We start from the raw sequence: 14197 nt of genomic DNA on the forward strand, positions 1-14197 counted from the left end.
TATTGGTGAGGGTGAGTTTGGGTGGTTGATGTGGAGTGGGGGGTTTGGGAGGTGTTGTGGGGTGGATGGTGGTGATGGGGGGGGTGACGTTGTTGGAGGTTGTTTGTTGTATGGTGGGTTGTTTCAGTTTTTTTTGTTGGTTTGTTGTGTGTTTGTGTTTTGTTTGTTTTGTTTGATGTATGTTTTGTCTGGTTTTGTTTTATTGTTTTATTTTTTTTTTGTTTTTGTTTGTTTTTATTTTTTTGTTTTTGTTTTTTTTATTTTGTTTTTTTTTTTGTTTGGTTGTTTTTTTGTGGTTTGTTGTTTGTTTCTGTTTTTTTTTTTTTTTGTTTTATTAGTTTTTTGTTTTTTGTGTTGTTTTTTTTTCTTGTATTTTATTTGTGGTGGGGGTGGGTTGTTGGTTTTTTGGTTGTTGTTTTTTGGTTTCTTTTGTGTGTTTTGTGGATTTGGTGTTTGTGTGGTTTGTGTTCGTTTTTGTGTTTTTTTGTTGGTTTTTATTTAGTTGTTTTGTGTGTTTTTTGAGGTGGGTAGGTGTGTGGTTTGGTGGTGGGTGGGGTTGATATGGGGTTGTTTGGTGGTTGGGGGGTGTGAGTTTGTGGTTTGTCTGTGGTGGGTGGTATTTGGTGGGGGGGTTTGATGGGTGAGGGTTTGGTTGGTGTGTGGTTGGTTTCTTGTGTGGTTGGGTTCTTGTTGTTTTTTTTGAGTGTGGGGTTTGTGCCTTGGGAGGTTAGGTTTGTTGGTTGATTGTTGGTGGGTGTTGGTGTTAGTGTTGGGGTGTGATGTGGTGTTGGCTGGTTTCTGTTCTGGTTGCTGTGTTTGGTGGTTTGAGGTGGGGGTGGGGTGTGGGGTGTGGTGGGGGGTGGGGTGGGTTTGGGGTTGTTTTTGTGGTGTTGGGTGTGTTGGTTTGGAGGTTGGTTGGGTGTGGTGTGGGTAGTTGGGTTTGGTTTGGTTTTGTGTTGGTGGGTGGGGTTGTGGGGTTTTGGTGGTGGTGTGGGTTTGTTGGGGGGGGTGGGTGTGTGGGTGGTGGGGTGTGTGGGGTTGGGGGGTTTTTTGGGGTTAGTGTGGGGGGGTGGGGGTGTGGTGGTGTTTGGTTGGTGTTGTGTGTGGTGTGGAGGTTTGTTTTGGGGGGGTAGGGTTTTGTTGGTGGGTGGGGTGGGTTTGGGGTGTTTTTGGGTTGTGTTGTGGTGAGGGTGATGTGGGGGGTGGGTTGGTGTTGGGTGGGGTGTGGGGGTGTTGGTGGTGGGTTGGGGGGGGGTGGGGGGTTGTGGTTGGGGTGGTGTGTTGGGGGGTGTGGTTGGGGGTGGGGGGTGTGTGGGGGTGGGGTGGGGTGGGGTGTGTGTGGGGTGTGGGGGGTGGGGTGGGGTGTGGGGGTGGTGTGGGGTGGGGGGGGGGTGGGGTGGTGGGTGGGGTGGGGTGGGGGTGGGGTGTGTGTGTGGGGGGGGTGTGGGGGGGTGGGGGGGGGTGGGGTGGGTGGGTATTTGTGGGTTGGGTTGTGGGTTTGTGTGTTTGTTGATGTTGGTTGGGTGGGGGTGGGTGGTGGGTGTGAGGTGTGGGGTGTGAGTTTGGGGGGCGGGGTAGTGTTGGTGGGTGGAGTGTTGGGTGGGGGGTTGTGGTTGGTGGTGGTGGGGTGGGCTGTAATGGGGTAGGTGGGGGTGATTGGGTTTGGTGTAGGCGTGAACGGGTGCTGAGGGATGACGGGGGACGGGTCGGGTGTGCAGAGGGTGGAGGTGGGGGTTAGTGGGGGGTGGGGGTGGGATGGTTCGGGGAGGGTATGTGGGGGGGGGGGGAGTTGGGGGATTGTGCGTGTCGGAGCGGGCGGGGAGGGGTGGTTGGGGCATGGGGAAGTAAGAGGTTTGTGTGGGGTTGTTGAGGTGTGCTGTTTTTTGTAAGTGTGATTTGATGTGTGGGGGTGGTGTGTGGGGGGCTGTTGTATATTCGGTTTTAGTTTGGGGTATTTTTTTTGATTTGTTATTTTTTTTTTCTTTGTTCTATGTGTTCTGTGCTTATTTTTTGTCTTATTTTTTTTTTTTAATAACTAGTGGTTTTGGTATTTTTTGGCTTTTATTTTTTCTTTTTTTTTTTTGTTGTCTTGTTTTTTATACTTTGGATTTTTTTTTCGTTTTTTAGTTTTTATATTTTTTTGTCTTTATGATGTGTTTTTATTGCTTTTAGTCTAATGTGATTCTTATTGTTTTTTTGCCGCGGCATCGGCGGCGGGGGCTCGGGCGTGGCCGGGGGTCGGTGGTGGACGCGGTTGATCCGGTGGTGGTGGAGAGCGCGGCGGTGCTGGCGCGGCATCTTCGGCAGGGGCGTGATCGTCGGCTGGCGGTGCTGGAGTGGTTCGCCGAGGCCGGTATGGGCGTGCGGCCGGGGGCGGTGCCGGTGCCGGAGCCTGCGATCGGCACTGTGCGTCAGGCGCTGGTGTGGGTGTTGGAGCGGTCGGTGTCGCAGCGGCTGGTGGCGTTGGCTCGCAGCGCGGCCGGGGCGGGTGAGGAGGGGCAGGACGCGCTGTATGCGGCCGCCGGCCGGGTCTTGGGGGCGTACCGCGGGGCGGCGCACCCTGCTCTGGTGCGGGCGGCGCTCGAAGCCGGCGAGGACGTGCCGGTGGATGCGGAGAGGGACTTCAGGAGCATGGTGCACCTGGTGGCCGCGGTCGGCTTGGGGGTGCAGGAGGTCGGAACGGATGCGCTGGCCGAGGCGTTCGCCGCGTTCGGCATGTTCGGGCTGACGGTCGAGGACTGGGCGCAGATGCTGGGTGCGGCGGAGCGCGGTGAGGGGCCGCCGGTGGACTGGGGGCAGCTCCAGCAGCACGCGGACTTCGTGGGTCAGGTTCAGCGGGCGGGCGACGAGGAGTTGGTCCGGGCGCGGACGGTGATGATCGGCCTGCGCGGGTTCTACGGGTTGTACGTGCTGCACGGGCTGCTCCTGCCGGACACGCCGGCACAGGCCGCGCTGCGGCGGCGGATCGACGACCTCGGCGTCTTCCCGCTCCTGGACCACGTCATGGCCGTCAACCCCTCCCCCAGGCAGTTCGCCGAGCTCCTGGTGGTGTGCCTCGAGCCGTTCTACGACAACCTCTACGAGACGCTCATGGAGCAGCTCGCTGAAGACCCGGCCGTCTTTCGTGTCCCGGGCGATGAGACGGGGGTCGTCGGCTTCGGTGAGGCATGGGCGGGGGCCGTACGTGATCTGCCGGTCCCGGGGCGGGACGGGGGCGCTGGCGTCGGGCCTGGTGAACGGTCGGCTAAAAGATCTTGAAGAAGTTGGTACCCGTCCTGGTCGGTTCGCGCGATGTAGGGGGGTGACAGGCGAGTTCGACGAGGAACGGGGCGGTGGAGATGGTCCAGGGGCTGAGGGGGTGAGTGCCCTTCTGATCATGGGGGTCGTCATCGTCGCGCGGAGGGGCGTGGACGGAAAAGTGACCTCACAGCCGGTGAGCTGCGCCTGGCGGCCGGGCGCGGGCGTACGCCTCCTTCGGGCCGTCGGCGAGCAGGTCGCGCCGGGTCCCGGGCTGCTGCGACGATCGGTTGCGTCGCTGCGGGGCGCGCGCTCGCCTCCGGCCACTCCTCGCACCTGTCGTGCCAATCGTGAGGTATCTCCATGTCTTCTTCCTGTCCCCCGGCGTCCGACAGTGCTGGATGCACGGGCCGGCTCGGTGTTGGCGAGGCGGTCGTCGCCGTCACGCCCGTGCTGTGTGTCACCGTGCTCGCCGCGCTCGAGCGCCCCCTCCCGGGCATTCTGGTCGCCTTTGCGGCGGCCGCCGGGGCGCTGCTCATGCCCGGCCGTCTGGGCTGTCTGCTCGGTGCGTGCGCCGGGAGCAGCCGGTGATGAAGCGCCGGACTGTCGCGGCGTGCTGGCCGGAGTTGGCCGCGCTGCACGCCTGGATGCGCGAGGCGCAGTGTGGGCTGACGTTCCGGCGGCTGGTCCACAGGGCCGTCATGGCCGGGCGGCCGGTGGGTGAGCGCACGCTGCGGCGCGCGTTCGACGCGCCTTCGCTGCCGACGGAGAAGACGATCAGTGCCTACGCCTGGGCGTGGGCGAGCAAGAGCGGCGTCGACGGCCGGGCGTTCGAGCAGCGGGGCCTGGATCTGCTGGCGGCGGCGCGGCGTACCGCTCCGTCGGCGTCGGTGCCCGTGCGGCCGCGTCCTTCGTACGTTCCCCGGCGGGTCAGCACCTGGGGTGGTCTCACCAGGGCTTTGCAGCGCATCCATGCGGAGGCCGAGGAGCCCTCGCTGCGGGCGCTGGCGGCTTCTGCGGGGGCGGCTGGTCGGCTGTCGAAAAGCACGATCGGCAACATCCTCAGGGGTCGGCGCCCCACCGCGGAGCAGCTGTCGGCTCTGCTCGCGGCGTACGGGGCGGGGCCTGAGACGACCGCCGGCATGCTCGCCGCGCACCGTCAAATCGTCGCCGGGCCCAGGGGGCCCGCTGTCTATCCGTGCGAGGTCGTCGAGCGGGCCGAGGAACAGGCCGAGGATCGCCGTCAGCGGGAGGAGACCCGCCGCGAACTGCTCTACGGCATCGAAGCCGGGCATGAGAGCGAGCTCGATGAGTACGATCAGCGGCTGCGCGATGAGGAGCAGGCTGCGTTCCAGAGTCAGGTCGAATGGGTCGACAGCCTCAGCGCTGACGAGCTCGAGGCCCTGCAGAACGAGGCCGCAGCGGGATCGGGGCCGGACTTGCGCGCCGAGCTGGCTGCCTGCGTTGCCCGGGAGCGTGACGGGCGCCGTGAGCCCGGCTCAGGCGGGACGGCACACCTGCAGTGCGATGTAGCCGAGCGGGCGCCTCGCTCGATGACGGTTCGGTAGCCGAGCCGGTGCGAAGGGGCCGGGCTCTGGGGGCCCGGCCGCTCGCCGGGGGGTCAGCGGGCCTGGGCGCGGGCGTTGTAATGCTCTTGCAGTCGGCGGAGCATGATGCGGCAGTACTCGGCCAGTGGGCGGTGCTGGTCTTCGTCGATGACCAGAGCGACGGTGTGGACGCCGTCGTCTCCCGGTATGGCGGCGCGGGGCTGGGAGGCGCGCAGGTTGGGCCAGTAGCGGCCGTGGGCGAAGCCGGAGGCCGCCCGCCAGGCGGCGCCCACCTTGACCGCGGTGAGTCCTGCCGTGGGGGCGGCGGTGAGCAGGATCTGGTGGGTCCTGGGTGCGGTGAGCGGGGCCAGGGCGAGGTGGTCGGCGATGGCGCGGATCTCTGCCCGGCGCTGTGCTCCGGTCATGCCGCCGCCGGACGGGGTGTGGCCGGTGTCGAGTTCGTGCTGGTGGCGGTTGCGCATGTCTTCGTCCCACAGGGACAGTGCGCGGCGCCGTCGTTCGGCCCGGCTGGCGCCGTCGAGGAGCCACAGGCCGGTGGCGAAGTTCTCCAGGGCGCCGCGCAGCAGGGTCCAGGGGCTGGTGGGGTCGACCTCGCCGGCCACGGTCAGGCGGCGGAGTGCGTCGGCGTGGGCCAGGCCTGCGGTGTAGGAGGTGCGGATCAGGTGGGAGGCGGCGTAGGGGCCCAGTGGTGCGTCGTCGGTGGCGAGGCTGCTGGCCGGGGCGGGGGCGGGCAGTGGCCGGTAGGCGCCGTCGGCGCGGGCCTGCTCGACCTCGCCGAAGAGGGGCAGGAGGTAGGCGCCGTTGAAGGCCTGCGTGCTCATGCCTGCACGGTAGAACGCGGGCTCGGGCAGCAGGTAGCCATTTCTGGCGGTGCAGGAACATTCCCGGGAGCCGAGCAGCCCCGGGCATCCCAGCGCAAGCGGTGTGTCTGGCGACGGGGACAATATGGTCGTGCCGTTGACCGGAGAGAAGTACAGCCAGTTGAGCCACTCGGTGCCCACCGCTGATGGTGAGGAGTACGGGCGGTGGGTCGCCTGCGACGAATCAGGATGGGACGGAGAGCAGCTGGTCGGCCGGGAGCGTCGCTTCCTGGTCTTCGCTTCGGTCGCTGTCGACGACCGCGAAGCTGCCGAACTCGTGCAGATGCTGCGGGAGCGGGCCCGTGTCCGACAGGCAGGAGAGCTGAAGTTCCGTCTCTTTAAGGACGATCCGCAGCGGTGGTCCCTGCTTGAGGAGGCGTGGAGACCAGGCGGTGCGCTCCATGACCGCTGCTCGGTGTACGTAGTCGACAAGGAGTACGCCGCGGCGGCGAAGGTGATCGACCTGCTGCTGGAGGAGAAGGAGCATGCCGAGGGCAAAAACCTGTATGCCGGCGGTCAGGCCCGTGGCTTGGCGCGCATCCTGGCGGTCGAGGGGCCTCGGGCGCTGCGCGGCTCCCTCTTCGAAGAGGTGATGTCCTCGTTTGTGGCTCTGGCCTCCCAGCGGGGTGTGAGCCGGCGGGAAGCCGCGACGCAGGCGTTCTTCGCTGTGATCGACCGGGCTTGGGCGGCCTCGACACGCAAGGCCGTCACCGAGCTGCTGGCGCGGCTGCGGGACACCCGGGCCTACGCCGCGGCTCTCCATGACGGGGACGTGGAGTTTCCCCTGTTGGAGATGCTCATTCCTGCGGTGAGCCAGACGGCCCGCCGATGGGGTCACCGCCTGGGCCGTGTCAGTCTGCTCACCGATGAGCAGCGCATGCTTACCGATGCGGCTCTGCGCACGGTGCGGCTCTACGCCCGCAGCCCCGTCGGGATGACTCTGCTGACGCGGGAACGGGGCGTCGACGCCGCCGCTGTTGTCCGCGGCTCCAGTACCGGCCATCCCTCTGTCCAGCTCGCCGACCTGCTTGCGGGTGCGGCCGCGGCCGTGACCGAACGCCACGCAGGCCGTGTCTCCCCTGTCGCCGAGAGCCTGTGGCCCGTCATCGTGCCCTTCGTCGACAAGTACTCGCTGATGCCCTACACCGACCCCGCCGCCCGGCTGCGCACGGTGTGCGAGCCGGCCGCGCGCCGCTGACTGAACGGGCAGTCCGGTACGGGGAATGCTTAGCGGTCGGGTAGGAGCACGGACGAACCCCCTGTCGCCTGCGGCCGACGCTCCAGCCGACCGCCTTCATCCTGGCCAAGGACCTGTACGGGAAGCGGCAGCGTCATGAGGGACGGCTACCCCGCGAGGTTTCCTGCAGTGCTGGAGAAGGGGCGTGGCTCTCTAGAGGCAGCGCCGCTGTGGATCCACGCGGTTGAGCTGCGCTGCCGGGCACCCGGCACAAGGACCTCGGAAAGGGACCACGTACGTGAACACCAATCTGCCTGCCCCCGGCGGAGGCGGCAGCCCTCGCCTGTCCGTGCTGCTGCTGGTAGCGGCCGCCGGCGTCACAGCCGCGCAGAGCGAGGCATGGGCGAGCGCCCTGGGAACTGCGCTCACCCTGTACTCCGTCTTGACCGTCGGCAGCCAGGACCGGAGGAATTGACCATGCCCCGCACAAAGCCGTCCCCTGCCCACGAAGCTCTGGTCGGAGCCATCAAGGAACAGGGGGGCAGGGCCACCACGACGCAGGTGGAGCGCTGGCAGCAACAGGGCTGGCTCCCCAGGGCCTCGGCCTGGTTCGAGCCCGACTCCCCCACGATTCGGCCCCTCATCCTCCTCGGGCCCTGTGGCTGGCGAGCACCGCGCGGCCCGGCCGCAGCATCGGGTGGGTCGGATGGTTCTTCTGGGCAGTCGACGACACCCCGGACAGCGCCCAGCGGTTGCGCAGGGCCCTGGTCGCGACTCTGAAGCGGCCGCTGACGCAGGCGGGAATCGAGAAGATCCCCACCGGAGATTCCGACCGGGCCTTCCAGGCCCGACAGGACGCCGCCCGGGAGATGCTGCCGAACCGTCGTGTGCCCCGGCGCGACCTGGAAGCAACTTTGCGTGCCCACGCCGCCGAGGTCGGGTTCGAACTGCCCCACCCGCCGGCGACCGCCCTTGCGAACATCTCCCACTGGGCCCTGCAGGAAGCCGGAGCCCGGCTGCTTCTCGGTGGCGCCGCCGACCTCGGGATCGAGGGACTGCTGGGAGCGTTGGAGCAGGCCATGCCGGACCACACCGGGGCGCTGGAGCACCTTCGTGAAGTGCACCGGCAAGCCGAACTCACCGGAACCGACCTGCTGGCACAGTCTCCCTGGGCTCAGGGCATTCTCGGCATGGTGCGCACCGTCGAGACGGCCGACGACCACGACCTGTGCCACGCCGCGCACATCTGCACGAGGGCAAGCGGTGTCCTGGAGGTAGCGATGAGGTGCACCCCGGAGAAGCCGGAGATTTACGCCTATCTGACCGCGGATGAGATGTGGCAGGGCTGGGCGGTTGTCGGTGGCATCCTCCCAGAAGAGGGGGCACCCAGCCTGGCCGCCGTCGCCCTCAACACCTACCAGTACCTCGCCGATCCAGAATGGGCGGCGGAATTGGACCGCTACCTGTCGTTCATGTGCAGCTTGCTCGTCGCGTTTGGGTACACAGGCTCCCCTGGAGACGGGACGCAGTGCTAAGAGCAGCGGATGGCGAGTCGGCTTCCCCGGGGATGCTGGCGAAGCGACAAGCCTGACCTGGACGGCCTCCTCGGCGACCTGCACATCCGGCGCCTCCTGAGCTTGCTCCAGCTCCACCGCCGCCAGGACCCGCTGCCCGTCCGTACCCATCCCGCCGGAGACGGCTTCGATAGGGTCGGTGTCCCTGGGCCCCCGCCGGGCCGGGTTGGCTCATGAGAGAGACTGAGTCGCCCGGCGGCGTGCCCTGTGTCCGGCCGATGCTGCCGCCGCCGGGTACCGCGATCGGCCGGCCTGGCCGGCTCATCTGCGCACGAACAGCGGGAGCCGCGCCGTCCTCATCCGGTGTATCGCCGTCCCGGCGGGAGGGGATGCTGTCCTCGGGCCACACGGGAGGGGGCTGATGGGGTACACCGCCGTGCATGCGCGCTGGGGCCGGCTGGATGCGTCGCTGGACGATCTCGGGTGCGGCCGGTCCTGGGCGGACGTCCACCGCGTGAAAGGGCTGGAGCTGGCGTGTCCGGAGTGCCGGGGGAAAGTGTTCGCGCGCATCTCCCCCCACCGTGCCAGGCACTTCTACCACCAGGTGCGGCCGCGCGACTGCGCGCTGGCGAACGAGTCGCCGGAGCATCACCTGCTGAAGCTGGAGCTGGCCACCGCCGCCCGGGCGGCAGGCTTCAGAGCTGAGCTGGAGGTCGGCAACGAGGCCCGGACCTGGCGTGCCGACGTGCTGGTCTTTGATGAGCAGGACCGGCCGTTCATGGCGCTGGAGGCGCAGTTGTCGCCCATGACGCCGCAGGATGCGCGGATGCGGACGGACCGCTACGCAGTCGACGGTGTGGCGGTGTGCTGGGTGGCGATGGAGAAGCGGCCGTGGGAGCGCGGCGTGCCCTCCCTGCGGTTAGCGCCCCCCAGGAACCGCGGGGACGCATGGACGGTGCGCTATGGCATGGCGCGCTACACCTGGGCAACGCCACACACGGTGAAGACGAAAGCGGCGTGGACCCACATCAGCTGCTCCCTGGACGATGCGATCCGGTGGATTCTCCAGGGACGGGTCCATGCCCATACCGGCCCGGACGGCACGGTGTGGTGGACCGCCCACTCCTACGTCCAACTGGCCATCGCCCGGGCCCGGCTGGAGGCCGATGCCGAAGCCGTCATGCAGCAGGCCGCGGCCGAGCAACGCCGACAGGCCGCACAGAAGCGGGCCGCTGCCACCGAACGGGCCCGACTGGCCGCCGAGGAACGCAGACTGGCTGCCGAGGACCGTCGGCTGGCCGCTGCGGAACAGGCGCACGAGGAGCAGCAGGCGGAGCAGGAGCGGCTGACGGCCTTCTTCGAGCACGCGGGCATCAAGGCTGCGCTGTGGCCAGCGTTCATGGAGTTGGTCTCCTCCGCCTCCGGCAAGGCGGTCACGTGCGGTGAGCAGAGCCCCGCCCATGGCAACGGGCTGCTCCTCTACAGCCGGCCGCGCACGGGGGCCGCGTTCCAGCTGGCCGGTGTGGCGTGCCCGGACCCCTCAGCGCTCGCCCGGTGGCCTGCGGACCTGACCATCCTGGTCCCCGGCCGGGACTGGCTGTTGCGTCTCGAGGAGGCCGCTCAGAGCCCGCTGAAAGTCGCCGTCCTGAACCCGGTCACCAAGCACTGCGCCTACGAACGGGTCGGCCCCCGGACCAGACGCTGACGCGAAGCCCATCAGGTTCGGGCGGGTGAGCTCCTATCGACCGCAGAGGCGGGGTGCGGCGGGTCCGGTGCCGGTGATGGCCTACCCGGTCGGGTGAAGGTGCCAGCGGGCGGGAACTTGCGGGAGCACGGCCGCGTCGTGCCGGGCATGAAGCCGATCAGCGAAGCGCACGTGGCGCAGCCGGGCCCGGCCGTCGTCGACGTCGCAGCATACGACGAGCAGACCGCGTTCGCCGTTCAGGCGCTGCTTGCCGGGCGCTGAGCGACCGCGCCGGCAGACCGCACGGTTCGAGTGCCGGGCGAGCCGGGTGTACGGCTGCGCTGTTATCTCGGCGTCCGTCAGGAACTCGAATCACATCGGTGAGACCCGAAGTCGGCTGCGGGCGTCTTCGGGGCTCGACGGTGGAGCTGCTTACGAGGCCGGCTCGTACGGCACGTTCTGCGACGGGCAGTGGCGGGCCAGCTCGTGCAGGGCCGCCAGCTCGAGTTCGTCCGCGGTCAGGCTCCAGCGGAGCTTGGTGGCCACCCACTCCGCGGCGTAGCGGCAGTGCGCGTCGGCCGCGGGCGGGAGCCACAGCACGCGGGCGCCGAGGGAACCAACGGCGCGACCGCACCGCCTGGCGCAGCCGGGCCCGTTGCACGTTCCGCGTACCGTACGACCCCGGCGCGCGCCTCGTGGACCGGGTCCGCGAGGCGGCGGGGTCTGCGGGAGCGGCTACGCCAGGACGGCCGGGGTGGCGTTCTCGGCCGTCCAGTCTCCGTCGAAGAGCGCGGCAACCAGACGGACATGGTCGTCGGGGAGCTGGCCGGTGCGGTGTTTGGTGCGGGTTTTGGCGAGCCAGGCGCCGAGGTTGACGGTGTCGCCGTCGACGCGGATGGTCTCGCGGGCGGCGGGGGCGCGGCCTTCGCGGTGGAGGAAGAGTTCCAGGAGCTGGACGGTCTGTTCGAAGGTGCGGCGGGCCCGGCGGGCGGGGGTGAGCGGGCTGTTCTCGGGGGTGAGGCCGAGGGCGGTCATCAGCTGCTGCTGGCCGTCGGCGAGGGCCGACCAGGTGGTGAGCTGGCGGGCCAGCCAGGAGCCGATCTTCACGCCGCCGAGCTGGGTGTCGCGAGTCAAGGTGGCGGGGTCGGCTCCGGAGGCGAGGTGGGCGCGCAGCAGGTGGTACTTGCGGTGCCAGTCCGCGCCGTGGGACAGGCGCCAGTCGGGTGCGAGGGTGCTCAGGGCGTCGGCGCGGGCCTGATCGAGCTGGTTCTTGGCCGCGAGGTGGCGTTGTTCGGCGAGCCATGCGCCCACGGGGGTGGTGGCGGGTGCGGCGAGGTGGCCGTGGGTGCGCAGGTAGTCGGCGGCGGCGGTCAGGCGGGCGCGCCAGGCTGCGTCGTGCTTGTCCCAGATCATGCCCAGCGCGTCGAGTTCGGCGATCCAGTCCGGTTCGAGGCGGCCGGCCTTCGCAGCGTCGCGCATGGTGGTGATGAAGGTGCCCAGGGTGTAGCCGGCGGGGTCGGTGTAGTCGGCGGGGACGTCGAGGTGGCCCATTTCGTCGCGGTAGGACTGGGCGGCGGCGAGTCCGAGGCGCCGGGAACGGGAGACGGCCGCCTCGCGGGGGTCGAAGGAGGCCAAATCCATGGCGCGGGCGATGCGCTCGGGGTGGACGGTGAAGTCGAAGTGCCAGCGGCGTTCGATGACGTCGCTGGTCTCCCTGGGGAGACGGTTGGCCTTGTCGGGCAGGCGCTCGAGGATGCGGTGGTCGTGGCTGGCCAGCGCGCAGGCGATGGCCCACACCGGCTCGTAGGCGGTACCGAGGATGTTCTCGCCGTCGGCGCCGGGCGGGACGTAGACGGGGACGATCAGTGAGGCGGTCTTGCCGGACACGTCCAGGCGCAGGGCGCGGCCGAGGGCCTGGACGCAGCGGATGACGCTGCGGGTGGGGTCTGCGAAGACGATGGCATCCACGCTGGGGATGTCGACGCCTTCGGCGATCAGGCGGGAGTTGGCGAGGATCGCGCAGTCGGCGGCGGCGAAGGCGGCGAAGGTGTCGGCGCGTTGGGCGGGGGTGTGCTCGCCGTGGGCGAAGAACAGCTTGGGGGTGATGTCCGGGACGAGGCCGGGGTCGGTGCGGGCCAGCAGGCGCAGGGTGTGCGGGAGTTCGCGGGCGAAGCGGCGGGCGTCGGAGACGAGGTTGAAGTAGACCAGGACCTTGCTCAGGCCGTGTTCGGTCATGGCGCGCAGGACAGACAGGTGCAGGGCGGTGGTGCGCAGCGCGCTGTCCTGCTCATCACCGTCGCCGGGAGGGGTGGTGGCGGGGGCGGTCAGGTTCAGGCGGCGGCGCAGGTCGGCGTCGGTGAGGGTGGGCACCACGATGCGGTAGTCCGCAGCCCGGCCGTCCTCGACCGCCTGGGCGAGGGGATACTCGAAGATTTTCTTGCCGTAGACGGCCTCGTTGTCCATGGAGTTGGCGAACGCGTCCACGTCCCGTCCCGCGGCGGGGCGGCGGCGTGGGCGGGTGGTGTCGGCGGACTCCGCCAGCTCCGGCGCGGCGAAGATGCGGGGGGTGGCGGTCATGTAGAGGCGGCGGTCCGCGCGGATGCGCTGCGCGTCGTTGACGATGGCCCACTTCTTGTCGGCCCGTCCCGCGATCCGGTGTGCCTCGTCCATGACCGCGAGGTCGAACGGCGGCACCGTATACCCCGTGTTCTGCGTTTCCTCGATCTTGTTCAGGGAGTCGTAGGTGCAGATCACCGTCAAAGCGGGGATCTGGTCCTCGTTCTCCCCGATCACCGACATCAGCCCGCCCAGCGCGTGGGGGTCGGTGGTCGACATGACGCGGGCCGCGACCAGGTCGTCGCGGCCGCTGGTGTCCAGGGAGGAGACGATCACCATGTGCTCCAGGTGTCCGTCGCGGCGCCAGGCCAGCGCGGTCTGCGCGGCCAGGTCCAGGGTGGGGACCACGAACAGCACCAGCCGCGCGCCGAGTCCGTCCGCCGTGCGGATCGACACCAGGGTCTTTCCGGTGCCCGTCGCCGACACGAACAGAGCGCGCGTCCCCGCGCGCCGCAGGTGCCGTACCAGCCGCTCCACCGCCTCGGCCTGGTCGGGAAAGAGCCGCGCACGCTTAGGGCGGCCGGGGCGCGGCAGTTCCACCACAGTCATGACAGCTCTTCTTTCGAGTCAGTGGCTCCAGTAGTCGCGGCGGGGCAGCTCGACCCACACATCGGGCGGCCCGGTCACGGCCCGCCGGTCGGCCAGGCGCAGTCCTGCGAAGGCGCAGGCGTAGGCGACGGCGTGGTGCTGGTAGAGGTAGGCGGCCAGCACCTCCCCGGGACTGTCGTTCTCGTCCGGTCCTCCGCCGGGGTGCAGGTCCGAGCCCTCGATGACTCCATCGCGGGTGATGCTGCCCTGGTTGCCGCTCTTGGGATTGGCGTAGAGGCCGTAGCAGAGGGTGCCGGCGGACAGCCGGGCCAGCACGCCCGGCATCTGCGGCGCGTATCCCCAGGGCTGAGTGACCACACAGCCGCCCGGCACGGACGTCACACCGACGATGTGCAGGCTCTCGTCCATGTCGTACGCGTAGGGCTCCTCCAGCAGCTCATTCAGCACGTCGAGGAGTTCGCCGTCCACCACCGGAGTCGCCTGCAGACGGCGCACCGCCTCGGCCGCGTCGATGCCCGCCACACAGGCCAGGCCCATGCCGTCGTCGTAGAACTCGCCCAGTGCCGTGGTGAGGCGATGGGCCTCCTGCGCTGCCGCCCGCTCGGTGTCGCTCAGGGACACCCCTTCCGGTACCGGGAACAGCTCGGGCGTCGGTCCGGCCAGGCTCAGCCGCCCCGGCGACCAGCCGCCGAGCGAGGGCCGCCAGGGATCGGCCCCGGCGGCGGCGAGGGCTCGTGCGTTGGCCGGCTTGCGGGACAGGACGGCTTCCCACAGTGCCGTCACCCCGTTCTCCAGCGCGTCCACGTCCGCAACCCGGCGGGCAAGTTCCGTAACAGCCTCCGGGGAGCCGAACACCGCTGCCCGATGCAGGGGCCTGCTCCCGTTCCAGCTCTCCGGATCGGCTCCTTGGTCCAGGCGCCGGCGGATGTCGTCGGCATCCGTCCAGTCCCAGCCCATGCCCGCCCAGCCGTCACTCGTTGCCGCCACCGCTC

At 68.0% G+C, this 14197-nt stretch carries 11 protein-coding genes and 2 pseudogenes; 9 read left to right on the plus strand and 4 right to left on the minus strand.

Going from position 1 to position 14197, the window contains the following annotated elements:
- The 4 genes from IGS69_RS34390 to IGS69_RS00015 all read left to right on the plus strand — a co-directional run.
- Window positions 1-502: hypothetical protein (locus IGS69_RS34390; protein WP_232543363.1), on the plus strand; the 502-nt coding region annotated here is incomplete at its 5' end.
- Window positions 503-2244: 1742 nt separating this feature from the next.
- Window positions 2245-3258 carry a hypothetical protein gene (locus tag IGS69_RS00005; RefSeq protein ID WP_190895745.1) on the plus strand — a complete coding sequence of 338 codons (1014 nt, stop codon included), beginning with the start codon at window positions 2245-2247 and terminating at the stop codon, window positions 3256-3258.
- Window positions 3259-3600: 342 nt separating this feature from the next.
- Complete coding sequence (locus tag IGS69_RS00010; RefSeq protein ID WP_190895747.1) at window positions 3601-3828, plus strand: hypothetical protein; 228 nt, start codon at window positions 3601-3603, stop codon at window positions 3826-3828.
- Window positions 3807-4805, plus strand: coding sequence for a hypothetical protein (locus IGS69_RS00015; RefSeq protein WP_190895749.1), 999 nt, complete (start codon window positions 3807-3809; stop codon window positions 4803-4805). The genes IGS69_RS00010 and IGS69_RS00015 overlap by 22 nt, the downstream gene beginning before the upstream one ends.
- 53 nt (window positions 4806-4858) lie before the next feature.
- Here the strand turns inward: IGS69_RS00015 and IGS69_RS00020 are convergent, their stop codons facing one another.
- The gene (locus IGS69_RS00020) at window positions 4859-5626 is read right to left on the minus strand and encodes a hypothetical protein (RefSeq protein WP_190895751.1); all 768 of its coding nucleotides are present in this window, start codon (window positions 5624-5626) and stop codon (window positions 4859-4861) included.
- A gap of 103 nt (window positions 5627-5729) precedes the next feature.
- Between IGS69_RS00020 and IGS69_RS00025 the strand changes: the two genes are divergently transcribed.
- The 5 genes and pseudogenes from IGS69_RS00025 to IGS69_RS00045 all read left to right on the plus strand — a co-directional run bounded on the left by IGS69_RS00025 (window position 5730) and on the right by IGS69_RS00045 (window position 10424).
- Window positions 5730-6863: a hypothetical protein gene (locus IGS69_RS00025; protein ID WP_190895753.1), complete on the plus strand. Its 1134-nt coding sequence runs from the start codon at window positions 5730-5732 to the stop codon at window positions 6861-6863.
- 277 nt (window positions 6864-7140) lie between these two features.
- A complete protein-coding gene (locus tag IGS69_RS00030; RefSeq protein ID WP_190895755.1) occupies window positions 7141-7317 on the plus strand; it encodes a hypothetical protein in 177 nt (58 codons plus the stop codon).
- Window positions 7318-7594: 277 nt separating this feature from the next.
- Window positions 7595-8377: a hypothetical protein gene (locus IGS69_RS00035; protein ID WP_190895757.1), complete on the plus strand. Its 783-nt coding sequence runs from the start codon at window positions 7595-7597 to the stop codon at window positions 8375-8377.
- 400 nt (window positions 8378-8777) lie between these two features.
- A complete protein-coding gene (locus IGS69_RS00040; RefSeq protein ID WP_190895759.1) occupies window positions 8778-10061 on the plus strand; it encodes a competence protein CoiA family protein in 1284 nt (427 codons plus the stop codon).
- Between the two features lie 147 nt (window positions 10062-10208).
- Window positions 10209-10424 (plus strand): annotated as a pseudogene (locus IGS69_RS00045) (DUF6207 family protein).
- 48 nt (window positions 10425-10472) lie between these two features.
- Here IGS69_RS00045 and IGS69_RS00050 read toward each other — a convergent pair.
- From IGS69_RS00050 to IGS69_RS00060, 3 genes and pseudogenes are all read right to left on the minus strand, one after another.
- Window positions 10473-10634: pseudogene (locus tag IGS69_RS00050) on the minus strand (HNH endonuclease); the annotation flags it as partial.
- A 141-nt stretch (window positions 10635-10775) separates the two neighbouring features.
- The gene (locus IGS69_RS00055; RefSeq protein WP_190895761.1) at window positions 10776-13205 is read right to left on the minus strand and encodes a DEAD/DEAH box helicase; all 2430 of its coding nucleotides are present in this window, start codon (window positions 13203-13205) and stop codon (window positions 10776-10778) included.
- Window positions 13206-13223: 18 nt separating this feature from the next.
- Window positions 13224-14192 carry an ankyrin repeat domain-containing protein gene (locus tag IGS69_RS00060; RefSeq protein ID WP_232543364.1) on the minus strand — a complete coding sequence of 323 codons (969 nt, stop codon included), beginning with the start codon at window positions 14190-14192 and terminating at the stop codon, window positions 13224-13226.
- Window positions 14193-14197 lie beyond the last annotated feature (5 nt).

This window comes from Streptomyces tuirus, assembly GCF_014701095.1.
Lineage (GTDB): Bacteria > Actinomycetota > Actinomycetes > Streptomycetales > Streptomycetaceae > Streptomyces > Streptomyces tuirus.

What these genes read in the sequence shown, in the direction of transcription:
- IGS69_RS00010 (WP_190895747.1), top strand. Translation starts at nt 3,601, where the DNA reads ATGTCTTCTTCCTGTCCCCCGGCGTCCGACAGTGCTGGATGCACGGGC.
- IGS69_RS00055 (WP_190895761.1), bottom strand. Translation starts at nt 13,205, where the DNA reads ATGACTGTGGTGGAACTGCCGCGCCCCGGCCGCCCTAAGCGTGCGCGG.
- IGS69_RS00020 (WP_190895751.1), bottom strand. Translation starts at nt 5,626, where the DNA reads ATGAGCACGCAGGCCTTCAACGGCGCCTACCTCCTGCCCCTCTTCGGC.
- IGS69_RS00040 (WP_190895759.1), top strand. Translation starts at nt 8,778, where the DNA reads ATGGGGTACACCGCCGTGCATGCGCGCTGGGGCCGGCTGGATGCGTCG.